The organism is Streptomyces sp. NBC_01525 (genome assembly GCF_045040405.1).
Lineage (GTDB): Bacteria > Actinomycetota > Actinomycetes > Streptomycetales > Streptomycetaceae > Streptomyces > Streptomyces benahoarensis.
Window position 1 is genome coordinate 4072821 of record NZ_CP109397.1, and the last position, 20092, is coordinate 4092912.

General features: G+C 71.6%; 21 protein-coding genes and 1 tRNA gene. 12 read left to right on the forward strand and 10 right to left on the reverse strand.

The genetic code is table 11. The features are described from left to right. Positions 1-364 precede the first annotated feature (364 nt). The gene (locus OG422_RS18375) at positions 365-1126 is read left to right on the forward strand and encodes a phosphoglyceromutase (RefSeq protein WP_143942128.1); all 762 of its coding nucleotides are present in this window, start codon (positions 365-367) and stop codon (positions 1124-1126) included. Between the two features lie 85 nt (positions 1127-1211). Here OG422_RS18375 and OG422_RS18380 read toward each other — a convergent pair whose 3' ends face one another. Both OG422_RS18380 and phoU read right to left on the reverse strand, forming a co-directional pair. Beyond that, the gene (locus tag OG422_RS18380; protein WP_185993860.1) at positions 1212-1373 is read right to left on the reverse strand and encodes a hypothetical protein; all 162 of its coding nucleotides are present in this window, start codon (positions 1371-1373) and stop codon (positions 1212-1214) included. Positions 1374-1551: 178 nt separating this feature from the next. Then, the gene (gene phoU / locus OG422_RS18385) at positions 1552-2229 is read right to left on the reverse strand and encodes a phosphate signaling complex protein PhoU (protein WP_143940600.1); all 678 of its coding nucleotides are present in this window, start codon (positions 2227-2229) and stop codon (positions 1552-1554) included. Positions 2230-2845: 616 nt separating this feature from the next. Here phoU and OG422_RS18390 point away from each other — a divergent pair. Together OG422_RS18390 and OG422_RS18395 are read left to right on the forward strand one after the other, a co-directional pair. Then, complete coding sequence (locus tag OG422_RS18390; RefSeq protein ID WP_405743748.1) at positions 2846-4171, forward strand: sensor histidine kinase; 1326 nt, start codon at positions 2846-2848, stop codon at positions 4169-4171. Then, positions 4168-4848: a response regulator transcription factor gene (locus tag OG422_RS18395; RefSeq protein ID WP_143940598.1), complete on the forward strand. Its 681-nt coding sequence runs from the start codon at positions 4168-4170 to the stop codon at positions 4846-4848. The genes OG422_RS18390 and OG422_RS18395 overlap by 4 nt, the downstream gene beginning before the upstream one ends. Before the next feature lie 101 nt (positions 4849-4949). On the opposite strand, the gene OG422_RS18400 is transcribed toward OG422_RS18395, so the two are convergent. Then, entirely contained in the window at positions 4950-5624 is a 675-nt protein-coding gene (locus tag OG422_RS18400) for a DUF461 domain-containing protein (RefSeq protein ID WP_405743749.1), read from the reverse strand. A gap of 701 nt (positions 5625-6325) precedes the next feature. Between OG422_RS18400 and OG422_RS18405 the strand changes: the two genes are divergently transcribed. The 7 genes from OG422_RS18405 (at position 6326) to OG422_RS18435 (ending at position 13594) form a co-directional block, all read left to right on the forward strand. Further along, positions 6326-6808, forward strand: a complete 483-nt coding sequence (locus OG422_RS18405; protein WP_003953493.1) for a CarD family transcriptional regulator — start codon at positions 6326-6328, stop codon at positions 6806-6808. 356 nt (positions 6809-7164) lie between these two features. Then, entirely contained in the window at positions 7165-7908 is a 744-nt protein-coding gene (gene ispD, locus OG422_RS18410; RefSeq protein WP_405743750.1) for a 2-C-methyl-D-erythritol 4-phosphate cytidylyltransferase, read from the forward strand. Beyond that, positions 7901-8434: a 2-C-methyl-D-erythritol 2,4-cyclodiphosphate synthase gene (ispF, locus tag OG422_RS18415; RefSeq protein ID WP_405747870.1), complete on the forward strand. Its 534-nt coding sequence runs from the start codon at positions 7901-7903 to the stop codon at positions 8432-8434. Before ispD ends, ispF begins: the two co-directional genes overlap by 8 nt. A gap of 222 nt (positions 8435-8656) precedes the next feature. After that, positions 8657-9061: a PPOX class F420-dependent oxidoreductase gene (locus tag OG422_RS18420; protein WP_405743751.1), complete on the forward strand. Its 405-nt coding sequence runs from the start codon at positions 8657-8659 to the stop codon at positions 9059-9061. Positions 9062-9258: 197 nt separating this feature from the next. After that, positions 9259-10653 carry a cysteine--tRNA ligase gene (cysS, locus tag OG422_RS18425; RefSeq protein ID WP_143940594.1) on the forward strand — a complete coding sequence of 465 codons (1395 nt, stop codon included), beginning with the start codon at positions 9259-9261 and terminating at the stop codon, positions 10651-10653. 184 nt (positions 10654-10837) lie between these two features. Next, the gene (gene rlmB, locus OG422_RS18430) at positions 10838-11794 is read left to right on the forward strand and encodes a 23S rRNA (guanosine(2251)-2'-O)-methyltransferase RlmB (protein WP_143940593.1); all 957 of its coding nucleotides are present in this window, start codon (positions 10838-10840) and stop codon (positions 11792-11794) included. 201 nt (positions 11795-11995) lie between these two features. Beyond that, complete coding sequence (locus tag OG422_RS18435; protein ID WP_405743752.1) at positions 11996-13594, forward strand: DoxX family membrane protein; 1599 nt, start codon at positions 11996-11998, stop codon at positions 13592-13594. A gap of 271 nt (positions 13595-13865) precedes the next feature. Here the strand turns inward: OG422_RS18435 and OG422_RS18440 are convergent, their stop codons facing one another. The 4 genes from OG422_RS18440 to OG422_RS18455 all read right to left on the reverse strand — a co-directional run bounded on the left by OG422_RS18440 (position 13866) and on the right by OG422_RS18455 (position 17512). After that, positions 13866-14855, reverse strand: a complete 990-nt coding sequence (locus OG422_RS18440) for an alpha/beta fold hydrolase (RefSeq protein ID WP_405743753.1) — start codon at positions 14853-14855, stop codon at positions 13866-13868. Positions 14856-14945: 90 nt separating this feature from the next. Then, positions 14946-15674: an NDP-sugar synthase gene (locus OG422_RS18445; RefSeq protein WP_405743754.1), complete on the reverse strand. Its 729-nt coding sequence runs from the start codon at positions 15672-15674 to the stop codon at positions 14946-14948. Between the two features lie 30 nt (positions 15675-15704). Next, positions 15705-16121, reverse strand: a complete 417-nt coding sequence (locus tag OG422_RS18450; RefSeq protein WP_405743755.1) for a hypothetical protein — start codon at positions 16119-16121, stop codon at positions 15705-15707. A 254-nt stretch (positions 16122-16375) separates the two neighbouring features. Further along, positions 16376-17512 (reverse strand): ABC transporter ATP-binding protein, encoded by a 1137-nt coding sequence (locus OG422_RS18455; RefSeq protein ID WP_405743756.1) that lies wholly within the window; start codon positions 17510-17512, stop codon positions 16376-16378. A gap of 172 nt (positions 17513-17684) precedes the next feature. On the opposite strand from OG422_RS18455, the gene OG422_RS18460 reads away from it, so the two are divergent. Continuing rightward, positions 17685-17758: transfer RNA gene (locus OG422_RS18460), tRNA-Thr, on the forward strand. 439 nt (positions 17759-18197) lie between these two features. On the opposite strand, the gene OG422_RS18465 is transcribed toward OG422_RS18460, so the two are convergent. Together OG422_RS18465 and OG422_RS18470 are read right to left on the reverse strand one after the other, a co-directional pair. Then, positions 18198-18515 carry a hypothetical protein gene (locus OG422_RS18465; RefSeq protein ID WP_143940587.1) on the reverse strand — a complete coding sequence of 106 codons (318 nt, stop codon included), beginning with the start codon at positions 18513-18515 and terminating at the stop codon, positions 18198-18200. Further along, positions 18512-18646: a hypothetical protein gene (locus OG422_RS18470; RefSeq protein ID WP_285229379.1), complete on the reverse strand. Its 135-nt coding sequence runs from the start codon at positions 18644-18646 to the stop codon at positions 18512-18514. The genes OG422_RS18465 and OG422_RS18470 overlap by 4 nt, the downstream gene beginning before the upstream one ends. A gap of 117 nt (positions 18647-18763) precedes the next feature. Here OG422_RS18470 and OG422_RS18475 point away from each other — a divergent pair, with 117 nt between their 5' ends. Next, positions 18764-18892, forward strand: a complete 129-nt coding sequence (locus OG422_RS18475; RefSeq protein ID WP_285229378.1) for a hypothetical protein — start codon at positions 18764-18766, stop codon at positions 18890-18892. Between the two features lie 46 nt (positions 18893-18938). Here OG422_RS18475 and OG422_RS18480 read toward each other — a convergent pair whose 3' ends face one another. Further along, on the reverse strand, positions 18939-19832 hold the full coding sequence (locus OG422_RS18480; RefSeq protein WP_405743757.1) for a hypothetical protein: 894 nt from the start codon (positions 19830-19832) through the stop codon (positions 18939-18941). Between the last annotated feature and the right edge of the window lie 260 nt (positions 19833-20092).

The window sequence follows — 20092 nt, forward strand, 5'->3', positions numbered from 1 at the left end:
TGAGCGCCCCCGCCCCGCGGCCATCCAATTGACGGGAGCCGTCAAACGTCCGGGGGCGGGAGGCCCCGGACGCGCGCCCCCGGCGCACGCGGCCCGCTCCGGGCGCGGCGGCCGGGCGGGGGCTCCGGGACCGATGGCCCGGCGAGAGGCCCCGGACGCGACGTTCCGGCGGGGGCGGCTCCGGGCATGCGGGACGCTCCGGGCGTCCGCCCCGGGGGCGCGCGGCCCACCGCACGCACCGGCCGCGGTCGCCCGGCCCCCCCGCCCACCTGCGGCTTCGGCCCGACGGCGGCCCCGGGGGCCGCTCCCCGCCCGGCCCGGCCTCGGGGCGGTCCCCGGACAGGCGTCGATTAGGCTCGAAGGCATGGCCGACGCACCGTACAAGCTGATCCTCCTCCGCCACGGCGAGAGCGAGTGGAACGCGAAGAACCTGTTCACCGGCTGGGTGGACGTCAACCTCAACGAGAAGGGCGAGAAGGAGGCGGTCCGCGGCGGAGAGCTGCTGAAGGACGCCGGTCTGCTCCCCGACGTCGTGCACACCTCCCTCCAGAAGCGCGCCATCCGCACCGCGCAGCTGGCCCTGGAGGCCGCCGACCGCCACTGGATCCCCGTCCACCGCAGCTGGCGCCTGAACGAGCGCCACTACGGCGCGCTCCAGGGCAAGGACAAGGCGCAGACCCTCGCCGAGTTCGGCGAGGAGCAGTTCATGAAGTGGCGCCGGTCCTACGACACCCCGCCGCCGGCCCTCGCCCGCGACGCCGAGTACTCCCAGTTCGAGGACGCGCGCTACGCCGCCCTCCCGCCGGAGCTGCGCCCGCAGACCGAGTGCCTCAAGGACGTCGTCGTCCGCATGCTCCCGTACTGGTTCGACGGCATCGTCCCCGACCTGCTGACCGGAAAGACGGTCCTGGTCGCGGCCCACGGCAACAGCCTCCGCGCCCTGGTCAAGCACCTGGACGGCATCTCCGACGCCGACATCGCCGGCCTCAACATCCCCACCGGCATCCCCCTCTCCTACGAGCTGGACGCCGACTTCAAGCCCCTCACCCCGGGCGGCACCTACCTCGACCCGGAGGCCGCCAAGGCCGCTATCGAAGCGGTGAAGAACCAGGGGAAGAAGAAGTAGGTCCAGCAGGCGGCCGACAGCACAAAGCCCCGCGCGCCGGAAAGGCGCGCGGGGCCGTCGTGCTCAAGGGGCGGCCGCCCCGATGTCAGCCGCAGGATCCGCCGCACTGGCAGGGTGCGCCGCCCTGGCAGCCGCAGCTGCATCCGGCGCCGCAGCCGCATGCGCCGAGCAGTGGCAGACGGGGCCGTTCGCCGGGGATCTGTTCGGTGCGGGCCGTCGTGTCGTGGGTCTCCGTACTGCGTGCCATGACTTGCCTCCTCTGGATCACCTGCCGCCATTCCAAGCCCGCGCACCGCGGCGCGTCAACGGCGCGCAGAGGCACACTGCCCCGGCGCACGCCGCCGGCACCCGCCTCCGGCCGACCGGCGCCCCCGCACCGGCCGACCCGCCTCCGGGCCCGTCCCCCTACGCCGTGAGCGGCCGGATCACGCGCCCTCGACCGCCGTCGGCGGGGCGATCTCGTCGGCGTGCTCACCGGTCACCAGATAGACGACCCGCTTCGCCACCGAGACCGCGTGGTCGGCGAACCGCTCGTAGTAGCGGCCCAGCAGGGTCACGTCCACGGCCGTCTCGATGCCGTGCTTCCAGCGGTCGTCCATCAGGTGCTGGAAGAGCGCGCGGTGCAGCCGGTCCATCGCGTCGTCGTCCTGCTCCAGCTGGAGCGCCAGGTCGACGTCCTTGGTGATGATGACCTCACCCGCCTTCGCCATCAGGCGCTGCGCCAGCTGGCCCATCTCCAGGATGGTGGCGTGCAGATCACGCGGTACGGCCGTCTCCGGGAAGCGCAGCCGGGCCAGCTTGGCGACGTGCTGGGCGAGGTCGCCGGAGCGCTCCAGGTCGGCGCTCATCCGCAGCGAGGTGACGACGATCCGCAGATCGGTGGCGACCGGCTGCTGCCGGGCGAGCAGGGTTATCGCCCGGGCCTCCAGATCGCGCTGGAGGTCGTCGACCTTCTCGTCGGCGGCGATCACGCTCTCGGCCAGCTTGAGGTCCGCGTCCAGGATCGCCGTGGTGGCGCGCCCGATCGCGGAGCCGACGAGGCGGGCCATCTCGACCAGGCCCTCGCCGATCGAATCCAGCTCCTCGTGGTACGCGTCCCGCATCTGTGACCTTCTCTCGCATCGACTGGTGGCGTGGGCGAACGGGGGCGCGGACGGTGCGCACACACGTTCCGCTCCCACGCTCCCACGGACGGTGTGCGTACGGACCGGACTCCGCGAAGAGCCCGTCGGCCGCCCGGGGCCCGGGGAAGGGGGCCCCGGACGGACCGGACCGGCCCCGGAGGGTCGCCCGGGCGCCGGATCCGGAGCGGTCGCCGGAAGCGATGGCTCCGGCGGACCGCACCGCTGCTGCGGGACCGTTTCGCGCCCGCATCCGCACGGCTTCACAGTGCGCGGGCATCACGACGAGCGGTGCCACCGGGGGTGAAGCAGGGGCGGCCTCAAGGTGAACTCTGGGCGACGTGGCCACGGCCGGTGCGGCGCGCGGAACGGCCCTCTGGGCGCGGCGCAGGCCCGGAAGAGGGCACTTCCGGGGGAGCGTACGGAGCCGTTCGGCGCTGCCGATGCGCCCGGAACGGTCGGGATTCGCCCTGAACGGCCGATCCCCGGCCGCCGGAATGAACCACCTCTGACGCCACGGTGAACTCTGGGCGACGGGTGTTCGAGCAGACACCCGGACGGCTGGGGAAGTGTCGGACCTGCCGCATAACCTGGAGTCATGAACGTGGACGCGGCCTTCGCCGCAGTGGCAGCGATCGCCGGTCTGGGGACCGGCGTCTTCGCCATGCTGGCGTTCCGCTGGAGCGAGCGGGACCAGGTCAAACCCACCCGCACCTCCCTGCACACCGACGCGGTCCTGCCGCCCGGCGTCGACACCGTCCTCTCCGTACTCCGCTCCTCCGCCGTCGTGCTCGACGAGTCCGACGCCGTCGTCAAGGCCAGCTCCGCCGCGTACGCCCTCGGGCTGGTCCGCGGCGGGAAGCTCGCCGTCGAGCCGATGATGCAGATGACCCGCGACACCCGCCGCGACGGCGAGATACGCCAGGTCGAGCTGGACCTGCCACGCCGCGGCACCGGCCGCGGCGACACCCTCGCGGTCTCCGCCCGGGTCGCCCCGCTCGGCTCCCGGCTGGTGCTCCTCCTCGTCGAAGACCTCACCGAGGCCCGCCGCATCGAGGCGGTCCGCCGCGACTTCGTCGCCAACGTCAGCCATGAGCTGAAGACCCCGGTCGGCGCGCTCTCCCTGCTGTCCGAGGCGGTGATGGACGCCAGTGACGACCCCGAGGCCGTCACCCGCTTCGCCGGCCGGATGCAGAATGAGGCCACCCGCCTCACCAACCTCGTCCAGGAGCTGATCGACCTCTCGCGGGTCCAGAACGACGACCCGCTGGAGGACGCCGAGCCGGTGCCGGTCCAGGAGCTGGTCGCCGAGGCGATGGACCGCTGCCGCCAGCCGGCCGGTACGAAGCAGATCACCATGGCCTCCAACATGGGCGTGCCCTCCGGCGCCACCGCGGAGAGCGAGAGCGGCCGGCGCCCGCTGCCCGTTCCCGACCTGAACGTCTGGGGCAACCGCGGCCAGCTCGCCGCGGCCCTCGGCAACCTCGTCGAGAACGCCGTCAACTACTCCCCGGCGCACACCCGCGTCGGGATCGCCGCCCGCCGGGTGTCCGCGCCCGGCGGCGACGTGATCGAGATCGCCGTGACCGACCAGGGCATCGGCATCTCCGAGAAGGACCGGGACCGCGTCTTCGAGCGGTTCTACCGCGTGGACCCGGCGCGCTCGCGCGCCACCGGCGGGACCGGCCTCGGCCTCGCCATCGTCAAACACGTGGCCGCCTCCCACGGCGGAGAGGTCACCGTGTGGAGCGCTGAGGGACAGGGCTCCACCTTCACCCTGCGTCTCCCGGAAGCCGGTGCCGTACGCGACCGCGAACGGCCCGCCGACCGCACAGCTGCGGAGGGCCTCGACGAAGAGGACCGCCCGTACGAGACCTTCAACGATCCACTTCCTGCTCACCCCGCCCCGGAGGTCCTTCCGTGACCCGAGTGCTCGTCGTCGAGGACGAGGAATCGTTCAGCGACGCACTGTCGTACATGCTCCGCAAGGAGGGCTTCGAGGTCGCCATCGCGGCGACGGGCCCCGACGGCTTGGACGAGTTCGAGCGCAACGGCGCCGACCTGGTCCTGCTCGACCTGATGCTGCCGGGCCTGCCCGGCACCGAGGTCTGCCGCCAGCTGCGGGGCCGCTCCAACGTCCCGGTCATCATGGTGACCGCCAAGGACAGCGAGATCGACAAGGTCGTCGGCCTGGAAATAGGAGCCGACGACTACGTCACCAAGCCGTTCTCCTCGCGCGAGCTGGTCGCCCGGATCCGCGCGGTGCTGCGCCGCCGCGGCGAGCCGGAGGAGGTCGCACCGCAGGCACTGGAGGCCGGTCCGGTCCGCATGGACGTCGACCGGCACGTCGTGACCGTCGGCGGCGCCAAGGTCGACCTGCCGCTCAAGGAGTTCGACCTCCTGGAGATGCTGCTGCGCAACGCCGGACGGGTGCTGACCCGTATGCAGCTCATCGACCGTGTCTGGGGCGCCGACTACGTGGGCGACACCAAGACGCTGGACGTCCACGTCAAGCGGCTCCGGGCCAAGATCGAGCCGGACCCGGGCGCACCCCGCTACCTCGTCACCGTCCGCGGACTGGGCTACAAGTTCGAGCCGTGACCGGCCCCGGCCGCCCTCCGGGGCGGCCACCGGACGCCACTGGGGCGCCCCTCCGGATCGGAGGAGCGCCCCAGTGGCGTGTTGCTGCGGAGAGCGGTGGCTCAGTGGCCGGAGTGCGCCGCCTCGCCGTTCCCGGCGGGCTCGCCGGGCTTGCCCGACTCGGAGGGCTTCCCGGACTCCGACGGCTTGCCCGACTCCGAGGGCTTGCCGCTCTCGGAGGGCTGGCCGGACTCGGTCGGCGTCACACCGGGCTGCGGGACGATCTCGGGGCCGAAGTCCTTGAAGTAGCTGTGCGCGGGCACGACCAGCGCCGGGATCCGGACCTTGCCGGTGCTGCTGAAGGTGAAGGTGACCGGCTGCGCGTTGCCGTCCTGCGCGGCCTCCCGGCCGCTGGCCAGGACCGCCGACGCGTTGCCCTTGCCACCGAGCACCAGGTAGCCACCGGCGGGCACCGTCAGGGGGCCCTTGGCGCCCTTCGCCGGGCTGAGCTCGGCGCTCTGGCCGGTGCCGGGGAGGGTGACGGAGTCGAGCTTCTGGTCCTTGGTGCCGTTGTTGAACAGCGTCGCGGTGACCACGGCCGGGCCCTTGGCCTTCAGGTCGGGCTGGGTGATCACATTCGCGTTCTGGACCTTGATGTCACCGACGGAGGTCTCGGCGTTGTCCGGCTCGACCTCCAGTGTCTGGGCGTTGTTCCCGGCGCCGCACGCGGAGAGCGAGGCGATGGAGAGCGTAAGGACGGTGGCGGCGAGGACGCCGCGTCGAAGGCTGCGGCTCACGGCGGCGGCATCTCCTTGGACGATCTTCGGCGGCCGAACGGCGTCCGGTCGCGGGTGGACGGCTGGGCGGCGCAGCGTACGCGTCACGGTCGACGCATACGTAAAGCCGCCCTAAGGGTGTGTCAGCGCCGCTAGGTTACCGAGCCGTCTTCGCGCCGCCGCACCCGACCCGCCCCCAGCGCGATCACGAGCCGCCCCGACGGGCCGGAAGCGTCCCCTCAGGATGTGTCTCCGGCGAGGTGTGACGGCGCATGGTTCGTGACGGGAATATGCGCGGAGAGCGTGTTACCGCGTCCAGGCGGCCGGATTCCGTGCCGTTCCCCTACGAAAGAAGTATTCGCCGGGAAAACCGTCCGCCCACAGAATTGATCACCGGGTCGGCACGCCGGAAGGTGATCAATTCCAGAAACCCGTCCGAGAGGTCGACGGAGATCGAACGGAGTAGCGGAAGTCGCTCATACGGATCGGTGCAAAGCGGGCCTTTCGCCCTCTCCGGCGAGGGCTTCAGGGCGCGTTGCGGGCATGTTTCCGTCCACTGAAGAAGCGCCTCTCACCTGCGGATACCCGCATTCCGACCCCCTGTGCAGCACGGGGCGGCCGTTGTTGTCAAGCCCCGAGATGTGCCCTGACCTGCGAAAACGCCATTCAGAACGGTCCGTTCCCGTGTTAGCATGGATAGCCACGGAAGGGGTACCTGTCACATGACGTTCAAGGTTGGCGACACCGTGGTCTATCCCCATCACGGGGCCGCGCTGATCGAGGCCATCGAAACTCGCCAGATCAAAGGCGTGGACAAGACCTACTTGGTGCTGAAGGTCGCCCAGGGTGATCTGACGGTTCGTGTACCGGCGGACAATGCGGAGTTTGTCGGTGTGCGCGACGTGGTCGGCCAGGACGGGCTGGACCGGGTCTTCGAGGTGCTCCGCGCACCGTACGCCGAAGAGCCGACGAACTGGTCCCGTCGTTACAAGGCGAATCTTGAGAAGCTCGCCTCCGGTGACGTGATCAAGGTCGCCGAAGTGGTGCGCGATCTCTGGCGCCGGGAGCGTGAGCGCGGACTGTCCGCCGGTGAGAAGCGCATGCTCGCCAAGGCCCGCCAGATCCTGGTGAGCGAACTTGCCCTCGCGGAGAACACCAACGAAGACAAGGCCGAGGCCCTGCTCGACGAGGTCCTCGCGTCCTGACGACGCGCAGACCGCGCCGCAGCGCTCCGTGCGACGACACGGACGGACCGGCGTGGTGAGCGGCGTGGAGGACGCGCCGCAGTGAAGAGCACGCAGTGATGCCGCGGTGCCCGATGACGATCCCAGGATCTGTTGCCGGGCGCTGCGGCATATCTGCGCCCGCGCGGCCGGTCCCGGGGCTTTGGCGCCAGCCGGGCGGCGAAGTGGTGCGCCGGGCTCGGGCCACTGCCTCGACCACTGTCACGGAAGGGGCGGTTGAGGCGTGGCGCCCGGCACGGTGAGGCCATACCCACGTCGGCCGCGACAACAAACCTGTCTGCCCCAATTCCGGGACCTCCCGGACTCCGGAGCCCTCGATGCCAGATCCCTCCCGTCCGATCCGTACTGCCGCGGTGATCCCCGCGGCCGGTCGCGGCGTCCGCCTCGGACCCGGCGCCCCCAAGGCGCTGCGCACCCTCGGCGGCACCCCGATGCTGGTCCACGCGGTCCGCGCGATGGCCGCGTCCCGCGCTGTCTCCCTCGTCGTCGTGGTCGCGCCGCCGGACGGCGCGCCCGAGGTGCGTGCCCTCCTCGACGAGCACTCCTTCGGCCGCACCGAGCTGCTGGTGGTGCCCGGAGGTGAGACTCGGCAGGAGTCGGTGCGCCGCGGGCTCGACGCGCTGCCCGACGGCATCGACGTGGTCCTCGTGCACGACGCGGCGCGGCCGCTGGTGCCCGTCGACACCGTCGACGCGGTGATCGCCACCGTCCGTTCCGGCGCCCCGGCGGTCGTCCCGGCGCTGCCGCTCGCCGACACCGTCAAGCAGGTCGAACCGCGCCCCCGGGGCGAGGCGGAACCGGTGACCGGCACCCCGGAGCGGGCGCTGCTGCGCGCGGTCCAGACGCCGCAGGGTTTCGACCGGGAGACCCTGCTCAAGGCGCACGACACGGTCGTCGAGGGCGAGGGCGCCACCGACGACGCGGGCCTGGTGGAACGGCTCGGGGCCCCGGTCGTCGTCGTCCCCGGCCATGAGGAAGCGTTCAAGGTGACCCGGCCGCTGGACCTCGTCCTGGCCGAGGCCGTACTCGCCCGTAGGAGGGCCACTGATGGGTATGTCTGAGCCGGTCGAGCAGTCCGGGCCGGAGGCGGGGGGCGCCGTGGGACTGCCCGGGATGCCGCTCGTCGGGATCGGCACCGACGTCCACGCCTTCGAGCGGGGGCGGGAGCTGTGGTGCGCCGGGCTGCTCTGGGAGGGCGCCGAGTACGGCCTCGCCGGGCACAGCGACGGCGATGTGGCCGCGCACGCCGCCTGCGACGCGCTGTTCTCCGCCGCCGGGGTCGGCGACCTCGGCGCGCACTTCGGCACCGACCGCCCCGAGTGGTCCGGCGCCTCCGGCGTGACCCTGCTGGCCGAGGCGGCGCGCATCGTACGGGCCGAAGGGTTCGCCATCGGCAACGTCTCCGTGCAGGTCATCGGCGTACGGCCGAAGATCGGCAAGCGGCGGGACGAGGCGCAGCGGGCGCTGTCCGCCGCCGTCGGGGCGCCGGTCTCGGTGTCCGGCACGACGTCGGACGGCCTCGGCCTCACCGGCCGCGCGGAGGGCCTCGCGGCGGTGGCGACGGCGCTGGTGGTCCGCACGGCGTGAGGCTGCGGGCGGTCGGAGTGATCCGGTCCGCGAACGACCGGGCCGCGAGCGGTGTGAGCTCGTAGGGGACGTACACCGGGGTCTTCCCGCAGAGGGCTGGGCGCGGCCCCTACGGGGAGCCCCGGCAAATCCCTGACAACGGCGGGAATGCCGTTCGGCGGCGGGGAGTTGGGGAAGGAACGGAGTGTCCGCGACCGGCCCGATTCCCAGGAAGGATCCCTAGTGACGACCGCCCTTTCCGACGATCTGAAGAGGCTTCTCGACACCCCGGTCTTCGTGACCGTGGCGACGATCCAGCCGGACGGCAGTCCGCAGCTCTCCCCGGTCTGGGTGAAGCGGGACGGCGAGGAGCTGCTGATCTTCACGACGCTCGGCCGGCGCAAGACCGAGAACCTCCGGCGCGACCCCCGCATCGGCGTCCTCGTCCAGTCGCCCGACGCCCCCTATCTCTACGCGGAGATACGCGGCACGGCCACGCTCACCACCGAGGGCGGCCGGGAGCTGATGGACGAGCTGTCGCAGAAGTACACCGGACAGGACTACGCCGACTTCCGTCCCGGTATGGCGGACAGCGGCGATCAGGTGGTCGTACGGATCACGCCGCGCAAAGTGGTGGGCCGGATCTGAGCGGACGGCGGGCGCGCCGCCGTCGAGGGGTGATCGCGGGGCGGCTGCGTCCGGGCGCGGAATCCGGGGTACCGGACCGCGTGCGCGGCACCGGGCACGCACCCTCACATCCGGTTCGAAACGGGCGAGCGTCACGCTTCGGAAACCGTGGCCCCAGGGGGCACGGGGCACTCCCTCGTTCCGACTACCCTGGTTCCGTGACGATTCGCCTGTACGACACCAGCGCCCGGCAGATCCGTGACTTCACCCCGCTCGTTCCGGGCTGTGTCTCGATCTACCTGTGTGGCGCGACGGTGCAGGCTGCGCCGCACATCGGGCACATCAGGTCGGGCTTGAACTTTGACATCATGCGCCGCTGGTTCAGCTACCGTGGCTACGACGTGACGTTCGTCCGCAACGTGACCGACATCGACGACAAGATCATCAAGAAGTCCGCCGAGCAGGGCCGCTCCTGGTGGTCGATCGGGTACGCCAACGAGGTCGCCTTCAACGAGGCGTACGACGCGCTCGGCTGCCTGCGGCCGACCTACGAGCCGCGGGCCACCGGCCACATCCCCGAGATGATCGAGATGATGCGCGGCCTGATCGAGCGCGGCCACGCCTACGCCGCCGACGGCAACGTCTACTTCGACGTGCGCTCCTTCCCCGGCTACCTGGAGCTGTCCAACCAGGAGCTGGACAGCCTGCGGCAGCCGTCGGGCGAGGGCGAGACCGGCAAGCGTGACTCGCGGGACTTCGCGATGTGGAAGGCGGCCAAGGAGGGCGAGCCCAGCTGGGAGACGCCCTGGGGCCGCGGCCGCCCGGGCTGGCACCTGGAGTGCTCCGCGATGGCGCACAAGTACCTGGGCAGTGCCTTCGACATCCACGGTGGTGGCGTCGACCTCGTCTTCCCGCACCACGAGAACGAGATCGCGCAGGCGAAGGCGTTCGGCGACGACTTCGCCGCGTACTGGTCGCACAATGCCTGGGTGACCATGAGCGGCGAGAAGATGTCCAAGTCGTTGGGCAACTCCGTGCTGGTCAGCGAGATGGTCAAGCGCTGGCGCCCGATCGTGCTGCGCTACTACCTCGGCACCCCGCACTACCGCTCGATGATCGAGTACAGCGAGGAGGCGCTGCGCGAGGCCGAGGCGGCGTTCGCGCGGATCGAGGGCTTCGTCCAGCGTGTCGTGGAGAAGGCCGGCAAGACCGTCGAGCCCGCCGCCGAGGTGCCGCCCGCCTTCGCCGAGGCGATGGACGACGATCTGGGCGTCCCGCAGGCGTTGGCGATCGTGCACACCACCGTCCGGCAGGGCAACTCCGCGCTGACCGCCGACGACAAGGAGGCGGCGGTCGCACGCCTCGCGGAGCTGCGGGCGATGCTCGGCGTGCTCGGCCTCGACCCGCTCGACGAGCGCTGGTCCGGCGGTGCCGAGCGCGGCGAGGACCTGCACGGTGTGGTCGACTCGCTGGTCCGCCTCGTGCTCGACCAGCGGCAGGCCGCCCGGTCGCGGAAGGACTACGCCACCGCCGACGCCATTCGCGACCAGCTCCAGCAGTCCGGTCTCGCCATCGAGGACACCCCGTCGGGTCCGCGCTGGTCGCTGTCGTGACCGCCCCCGGGCACCGCACCGCCGCGCTGCCCTGACCTCGTCGCGCGCCACGGCGGCACCGTCGCCGTGGTCCGGCCGCCGTCCGGATTCGCCCTCCCCGGCGGCCGCAGGCGACACTCAATCCATACGTACGTATCCACTCCACGTCGCGAGACGTCGAGAGCAGTGAAGAAACGGGTGACCCATGGCCGGCAACAGCCAGCGCAGGAACCGCCGCACGTCCAACAAGAAGGGCGCGCAGGTCGGCAGCGGCGGCCAGCGGCGCCGGGGCCTCGAAGGCAAGGGACCGACCCCGCCCGCCTCCGCCCGCAAGGGACATGTCAAGAACCGAGTCGCCAACGCCAAGGCGAAGCAGGTGGCCGCGCGCCGTCCCGCCCCGCGGCGCGGCGGCGCGAAGGGCACGGCCGAGCTGGTCGTCGGCCGTAACCCGGTCTTCGAGGCGCTGCGCGACGGCGTCCCCGCGACCACCCTCTACATCCAGCAGTTCATCGACTCCGACGAGCGGGTCCGCGAGGCGTTGCAGCTCGCCACGCAGCGCGGCGACATCAACCTGATGGAGGCGCCCCGCCCCGAGCTGGACCGGATGACCAACGGCCTCAACCACCAGGGCCTGGTCCTGCAGGTGCCGCCGTACGACTACGCGCACCCCGAGGACCTGGCGGCCGCCGCGTTCGACGACGGCGAGGAGCCGCTGATCGTGGCGCTCGACGGCGTCACCGACCCGCGCAACCTCGGCGCGGTCGTCCGCTCCGTCTGCGCGTTCGGCGGTCACGGCGTGGTCGTGCCGGAGCGCCGCGCGGCCGGGATGACCGCCGGTGCGTGGAAGACCTCGGCGGGCACCGCGGCCCGTACGCCGGTCGCCCGCGCCACCAACCTGACCCGGACGCTGGAGCAGTACCAGAAGGCCGGTCTCATGGTCGTCGGGCTGGCCGCCGACGGCGAGATGGAGCTCCAGGACGTCGAGGCGCTGGACGGCCCGGTCGTGATCGTCGTCGGCAGCGAGGGCAAGGGCCTGTCGCGGCTGGTCGGCGAGACCTGCGACGTGCGGGTGCGGATCCCGATGCCGGGCGGCGCGGAGTCGCTGAACGCCGGTGTCGCCGCCGGCGTCGTCCTGTGGGAGGCGGCCCGCCGCCGCGGCTGAGCGCGCACCGTCGGGCGCCGGGCCACAGTCCGGTGCCCGACGGTCCGGCCGCACGGAGCCGCAGGGCAGGGCGTGACGCTCCGTGCGACTTCCGGCGATCCTGTGATTTTTTGACGGGTCTCGGACAGATCGGCCAGGTCAAGGCAGTGTCTTAACCGCTCGTCACTCGGTTAGATGAGCGTGGACACCAGAACACCCCGCATGCCTACGGGGGGACGCTCGCCGGGCTTCGATGACGAGCCGCCGCTGAGCTCGGTCAAGGTGCCGTGCGATCCCGCGCAGGTCATCGTCAACCACGCCAGTTTCCGCGTACAGCTCGCTGCCCCCGTGGTGGGCCGGGTCAGGGCCGCGGCCCGCGCTCCCGTCCTCGGCGCGCGGGGCGGCCGCCGGGCGCCCGTGGTGTGGAGCGGCCGCACCGATCCGGGCGGCTCGTCCGGCGCCACCACCCAGCTCCTGCGCGCCGTCCGCACCTCCGGCATCGGCCTGGACACCGACGAGGGCGACGACGTCGCGGCGACGCAGATCCTGCCGCGGGTGGCCGCCGACACCGGCCCCACCGTCATCGGCCAGCGCGGCCCCACCGACGCCGACACCGCGCTGCTGCGCCCGGTGCGGCCCGGCCCGTACGACCCGTACGGCGCCGACCGGGAGGCGTTCAGGAGCGGGCGCGATGCCGCGTACGACGACGCGTACGCGGGCGACGGCGACGTGGACCGCTTCGAGGCGCGGGAGAGCTACGACGCCTCCGGGCGGCGCCGGGGCGGCGACAGCGTCCGCCACGCGTACTACCCGGGCCGCCGGATGAACCTCGGCGTCGTCCTGCTGCCGCTGCGCATCTTCCTCGGCCTGATCTCGATCTACGCGGGCATGGGAAAGCTCTGCGACCCCGTCTACTTCGACGGCGGCGAGCGCGGTTCGATGGTGAAGTGGCTGTCGTCGCTGGAGCCGTGGGCGCTGGCCGTCCCGCTGCGCGACTTCGCGCTGGCGCACCCGGTGGGCTCCGGGCTCACCGTCGCGTTCCTCCAGGTCGTCGTCGGTGTGCTGACCATCTGCGGGCTGTGGCAGCGGCTCGCCGCGTCGGTCGGCGCGCTGCTCTCCGCGGTGCTGCTGATGACCGTCACCTGGCACAGCATCCCGGCGTACGACGCGCCCGACATCATCTACCTGGCCGCCTGGAGCCCGCTGGTCATCGCGGGTGCCCCGGTGTACTCCCTCGACGCCCGGCTGGCCGGCGAGGCGTGGCGGCGGCTCGGCCCCCGCGTCGACGTCATCGACCTGCGGCGGCGGGTGCTGCGCCGCGGCGCCGCGATGACCGCGGTGATCGCCGGGCTGACGTTGCTGATCGGCTCGGTGCTCGGCGGCGCCGTACGGTCGGCGACGGTGACGTCCGTGCCGCGGCCCGGCGAGCCGGCGATCAACAACCTGCCCGGTCGGCCGCTGCCCAGCCCGCACCGGCAGGCGACCCGCCCGCAGCAGACCCGGACCGCCGCCCCGCAGCGGCCCGGCACGCCGACCCCGGGCGCCGCGCACACCGCGGGTCCGACGGGTGCGCCGTCCTCGCCCGCGGGCAGCAGCTCCCCGACGGCCGGGGCGACCAGCGGCACCGGCCGCCAGCCCGGCGCGGCCGCCACGACCGGCGCTCCGCAGCAGTCCGCCTCGACCCGGGCTCCGGCGCCGACCCCGGCGCAGACGTCCGGCGGCACGGGCGGCGGGACCACCGGCTCGGGCGACGACGGCTCCGGCTCGTCCGACGGCAAGCCGAAGGACCACACCGGGACCCTGGGCGGCCTTCTGGGCTGATCCCCGTAGGGCCCGACCGGCGACCCGCCGGGCAGCGTACGAACGGCCCCCGCGTACGGAACGTTTCCGTCCGCGGGGGCCGTTCCGTATCGGGAGACGAGCGGAACCGTCGGGAGACGAGCGGAACCGTCGGGAGACGAGCGGAACCGTCGGGAGACGAGCGGAACCGTCGGGTGGCGGGCCGGGCCCTCCGGTGGCGGGCCGGTACCTCCCGGCGGCAGGCCCGTGGGGCTGCGGGCCCTGCCGCCGGTCCGGTGGCGCGCAGGCCCCGTCAGACGTCGGGCAGCCCCCGTAGCCAGTCGATGAGGAGGCGGTTGACCTCGTCCGGACGCTCCTGCTGGACCCAGTGGCCGCAGCCGTCCAGGAGGTGTGCGGCGGCGAGGCCCGGCAGCGTGGTGGGGAACGCGGCGATGGCGTCGGCGAGCCAGGTCGTGGAGGCGTCGCGGGTGCCGCCGATGAAGAGCGACGGCTGGGGGATCGGTGCGCCGTCCAGGCCGGCGGTGGCCGTCCAGTCGCGGTCGGCGTTGCGGTAGCGGTTCAGCGCGCCGGTCAGTCCCGTACGCGTGAACTCCGCGGCGTAGAAGTCGAGGGCGGCCTCGTCCAGCCAGGCCGGGGTGCGGTCGCGGACGAAGCGGTCGCTGAGGCGGCCGCCCTCGGGGACGAAGAAGTGGCCGGTGGAGCCGGTCGGCGGCATGGTGTCGCCGGAGAGTGAGGCGTAGAAACCGGCGAGCCAGGAGCGGACGTCCGGCTCGATCTCCGCCTCGGCGCGGCCCGGTTTCTGGAAATGGCGGACGTAGAACTCCTCGTCGCCGCCGAGCGCCGCGAAGGCGTCGGACGGCCGGACGGGCCCGCGCGGCGCGTACGGGACGCTCAGCAGGGCCACGGCGGAGCAGACATCGGGCCGCAGCAGCGCGGTGTGCGCGGCGATCGGGGAGCCCCAGTCGTGGCCGACGAGGACCGCGTCGCGGGCGCCGAGGGCGCGGATCACGGCGGCGTTGTCGGCGACGTGCGCCGCCATGTCGTACGCCTCGACGGCGGCGGGCCGGACGGAGCGGCCGTAGCCGCGCAGGTCGAGGGCGGCGGCGCGGTAGCCCGCCGCGGCGAGCGCCGGGAGTTGGTGACGCCAGGAGTACCAGGACTCCGGGAAGCCGTGCAGGAGGAGGACGAGCGGGCCGTCACCCTGCTCGACAAGATGGAGACGGCCGCCGGGGGTGTCCACCAGGTGGTGGGTCCACTGCGGTGACGGTGCGGGCTGCGGCATCGGTCCTCCCGGGGGCGTCGGTCGCGCCAGGATGCGGCACCCGCCCGGCGGCCCGTACACGGATTTGCCGTTCCGGCAAACCGGCCGCGCTCAACTCTTCGTGGCACCCAGCTCCTTGGCGGCCTCGGCGAGGTCCTTGGTGGTGTCGATGGCGCGCCAGTAGGAGCCGTGCGGGAGGGGGTAACCGGCGAGCCGCCGCTCGCGGGCGAGCCGGGGGAAGGTGGTGCGTTCATGGTCGCCGCGGTCCGGCAACAGCGCGGTGAAGGCGGCGGAGAAGACGTACACGCCGGCGTTGATGAGGTACGGCGACGGCGGCGCCTCGATGAAGTCGAGGACATGACCGAACTCGTCGGTCTCCACGACGCCCCAGGGGATCCGCGGCCGGGCCAGCGCCAAGGTGGCCTCGGCGCCGCGTTCGAGGTGGAAGGCGGCCATCTCGGTGAGCGGGAAACGGGTCCAGATGTCGCCGTTGGTGGCGTACCAGGGCTCGTCCGGGCGGGGCAGGGCCGCCGCCGCGTACTTGAGGCCGCCGCCGCGGCCGAGGGGTTCGGTCTCGACGACGGTCGTGACGTTCAACGGGAGTTCGGCCCCGGCCAGCCACTCCTCCAGGACGTGGGCGAGGTGGCCGCAGGAGATCACCGCGTCGGTGACGCCCTCGGAGGCGAGCCAGGTGAGCTGATGGCCGATGATCGGGGTTCCCGTGCCGGGAATCTCGACCATCGGCTTGGGCCGGTCATCGGTGAACGGCCGCAGGCGCGAGCCCTGGCCACCGGCCAGGACAACGGCCTGTGTCGGATAGGGATACGGGGCGACTGTCATGGTTCGCACCCTATGCGGTGCGAGGGTGGGTCACGGGGCGGTGGCGACGCCGGAGGCGAAGGAGGTGTCGCAGACCGGGCGGGAGAACGCCTGCGCGCGGTGCCCGGCGCCGTACTTGGCGACGGCTGCCCGGCCCAGCGCCCGCGCGATGGACGTGCAGTGCTTGGCGAGCGACGGCCGCTCCGTGGTGGCCCGCTGGAGGTGGGTCAGCGCCACCCCCGGGTCCCTCTCCTGGAGTTCGATCAGCAGGCGGTCGCGGAGGGCGTCCTGCGGGGCCTTGGGGGCGGTCGTGGTGACGGTCTTCCCGCTGGACGCGGTCAGCATCTGCGTGTCCGTGGACTTCGAGGCCCACGGCACGCTGGTGACCGCGAGCGTCCCGGAGAGCACGAGGACGACGGGGAGGACAAGGGCGAGAGTTCTGCCGATACGGCGGGCTGCGGAGTTCACGGTCGCGATGGTAGCGAGCGGTGATGATATGGCGACAGTGCGTCACCTTATCGAGGGACGAGACGGGTTGTTGGGGAGGGCGCGATGTTGACGAAGGGGGCGCGAGCGCGTTCCTTTACGCCCCCGCGCCGCCGTGCTGCCCGCGCTCGCTCCCGTAGCGGTCGGGCGTGCCGGGCCCGGGATGGCCGGTCGCGGTGGATGAGTGCCACGACCGGCCAATTCACCTTCTCCATACGGGAGTTGAGCCTGTCGGGTCAGTCTGCGAGGCGCTCGCCCGACGAGGTGGAGAAGACATGCGTCTCGCCCGGCTGCGGGACGACGTGCAGGGTGGCGCCCTTCTCCGGCACCTGGCGGCCGTTGACCCGGACGACCAGGTCCTTGGGTGCGCCGCCGACCTCGACGGTGCCGTAGACGTACGCGTCGGCGCCCAGCTCCTCCACGACGTTCACCGTGACGGCCAGGCCGGCGGGGGCGTCCGACGCCGTCTTCGACAGTGCGGCCGCGGCGGCGCCGTTCTGCTCGACGATCTCGAAGTGCTCGGGCCGGACGCCGACGGTGACCGTCGTATCGCCCTTGTCTGCCGCCGTGGCCAGCGCGTCCCGGCCGACCGGCACCACGCTGTTGCCGAACTTCACGCCGCCGTCGGCGATCGGCACCTCGATGAGGTTCATCGCCGGCGAGCCGATGAACCCGGCGACGAAGAGGTTCGCCGGCCGGTCGTACATGTTCCGCGGCGAGTCGATCTGCTGGAGCAGCCCGTCCTTGAGGACCGCGACCCGGTCGCCCATCGTCATCGCCTCGACCTGGTCGTGGGTGACGTACACCGTCGTGATGCCCAGGCGGCGCTGGAGCCCGGCGATCTGCGTACGGGTCTGCACGCGGAGCTTGGCGTCGAGGTTGGACAGCGGCTCGTCCATCAGGAAGACCTGCGGCTCCCGGACGATCGCCCGGCCCATCGCGACGCGCTGCCGCTGGCCACCGGAGAGCGCCTTCGGCTTGCGCCCCAGGTACTCCGTGAGGTCCAGGATCTTCGCCGCGTCCTCGACCTTCTGCCGGATCTCCGCCTTCGGCACCCCGGCGATCTTGAGCGCGAAGCCCATGTTGTCGGCGACGGTCATGTGCGGGTACAGCGCGTAGTTCTGGAACACCATGGCGATGTCCCGGTCCTTGGGCGGCAGATGCGTGACGTCACGGTCGCCGATGCGGATCGCGCCGCCGTCGACGTCCTCCAGCCCCGCCAGCATCCGCAACGAGGTGGATTTCCCGCAGCCGGACGGGCCGACCAGGACGAGGAACTCGCCGTCCTCGATGGCGATGTCGAGCTTGTCGACGGCGGGCTTGTCGGAACCCGGGTAGATCCGGGTTGCCTGGTCGTACGTGACCGTAGCCATGATGTGTCCCTTCACCGGCAGGAACGTGCCGGACGATCCGAGTAAAGGAGTGGCGCGGCCCACAACCGCGGGCCGGGCGCGACGCTACCTGCGGCGATCCCGGGTGTCAGCACCCCAGGGGTCACGAAATGGCGACCGGCATCCGACCCGCCTGGGTACACTGCTCCCGCACGCCTCCTTAGCTCAGCTGGCCAGAGCACCGCTCTTGTAAAGCGAAGGTCGTCGGTTCGAATCCGACAGGGGGCTCTCAGCTTGGGCGTTATGACCTGCGGTTTTGTTGCGCGGGGGTGCTGTGATCGGCCTCGGACTTCTTGTCCGGGGCCTTTTGCGTGAGCGGATGGGGCGCCGGCAGGGCTCGGCTGTGGACTCCCCGGAACTGTTTGCTACGGCTTCGGCCCGGGCCTCCCCATCCGCTTCGACGTCGGCCTCAGGCTCGACCGCTGGCATCGTCGGGTGTGGTCGGGGAGGGGTGGGCGGCGGCCTCGGCGATCGCCCGCTCGGTCTCCGTTGGCAGGCTTGTCAATGCGCTCGCCGTGACGTCGAGCGAGGAGTGGTCCCAAAGCCTTCCGGTCGGGGCCCTCACTCGGATCAACTCTTGCAGGACTCACGGCGTCAGCAACCGGCGCTTGCTTTGCGCGGTCTCCCCGTGGCAGCGGAGACCGCGAGCACCGCAGAAGGACACGGGTCAGGGGATCAACAAGTGCCAGAGCATAAGCCCGCCCATGGCGAATGTCAGGATGCCGCCGAGCATCGCCAGCACGCCACGTCGCACGTTGTCGGGCTGGAAGCCGCCCAGGACACTGAAACAACGCCGCGTCCCGTACGACAGCACCAGCAAACCGAACGTAGCGATCGTGAAGCCGCCTGCGATGGCGTCCCACTGGCCCTCGAAGAGGCGCTGGTAGCGCCCCGGAGTGCGCGTGGCCAGCACGTATCCCACGGTGGTGAGTAACGCCGAGGGAAACGCCACGAGGCCGAATGCGACGGCTACGCGCCTGATCATCGGAATGATCCTCCTTCGATGGGGAAGCGGGACAGCCGCTGTCGGACCGACCGGGTCAGGGACCCGTCCCACTGCTCCCGCTCGGCGACATGGGCGAACAGCTCCCGCAATCGGTTGACGTCCTCAAGCATCGCCCTCTCTTCTTCTGTCATCCGCAGGCGCGAAGGGCGTGCACACGCAACCCGGACCGTGAGGAGAGCTGCCAGGGCGGCCACCGCCGTGAGCAGTGAGACGAGGATCCAGGTGCCGTGGCTGCCTCCCACCTTGGTTACGCCCCACAGCGGAACCGTGGGGGCGAGCAGGGCTACGACAGCTGCCGCAGCCTGGAGGCGACGGAAATGCCGGAGGCGGGCATGGACGCTGCGGACAGCGGCTAGGCGCTCCTCGGCCTGATCCAGGGCTCGGAGGAATGCGGGGCCGTGGTCAAGGGCTGCCATGCCGCCCTCCGAGTCGTTCGGACACCATGAACTCTTGGAGCTGTTGGCTGAAATGGGTCCGCAGGGTACCGATCTGCGAGTCGTCCAGTTGCGAGGTCTGCTCTGGCAATCCATGGAGAAACTTGTGGCGGATCAGGCGCGAGGCCATGGGCAGCACGGAGAGTCGTAGCGCGGTCTCGTTCTCCAAATCGCGCAGCAGGATGCCGAAGGGCGACTCGGTTCCAGCAGAGCCCGTGTCCGGTATGTAGTAGTCACGTGCCTCGTCGAGTCGATCCCAGTAAAGGTCACTTTTGGACACAGCGACGATCATCCATCGCAGGCGCTTGGCCAGCTGCCGATCGATGATCTGGTCGACCAGGTTGCGGAAGTCCACCACCTCCTTGTGCAGGTGCCAGGCGCGCACCGCTTCCCGGTCCACGGTCTGCCCCTGAGTGCCGAGGACTTCCCGGACATCACGCTGCGTGCCACGCTGCCAGATCCTGTTATGCCCCCAGCAGGTGACGTGCACGATCCCATGTGGCGACGCGGCACCGCGCATGGTGTCGGTCAGGGCCTGCTCCCGCTGCGCGGACACCTGCCCAGGGATCACGGTGACGACCGAGCGGGTGCGACGGCCACCGGAGCGTAGGACGGTGGTGTGCTTCTCAACGCTCGGGCTGCGGCTGCTGTCACCGTCCCCGCTGCGGATCGCTTGAATCAGAGCGTCGTACAGCACGGTCTTACCGGCGCCGGGCTCGCCCGTGATCGCCACGGGATTGACCGAGAGACCGATGCCTCCGCGAGAGAAGGCCGCGCCGGCGCCGGTGCGAGGACTGTCACCTTCGACGGCGTGGCGGATGCTCTCCCACTGCGACCGTACGTTGTCCCAGATGTCGGACATGCATGGCCCTCCCCCAGGGTGGATCGTGTGCGACGGATACTAGGGTGAACTGCCTTGTCATCGCAGCCACTTGACGGTAGCCCCCACTCTCCACCGGCCTGTTGGTTTACGCCTTGGATGTCGTTGCTCGGACTTCGCGTGCGGAATCGACCTGCCATGGGGGGGGCAGACCGGTCGGCCCCCGGCGGCACACTGACGTGCTCCGTCAGCAATGCCGTTTGGAAGAGCCGAATTCGGGGCTGCGTTCGGCGAAGGTGTGG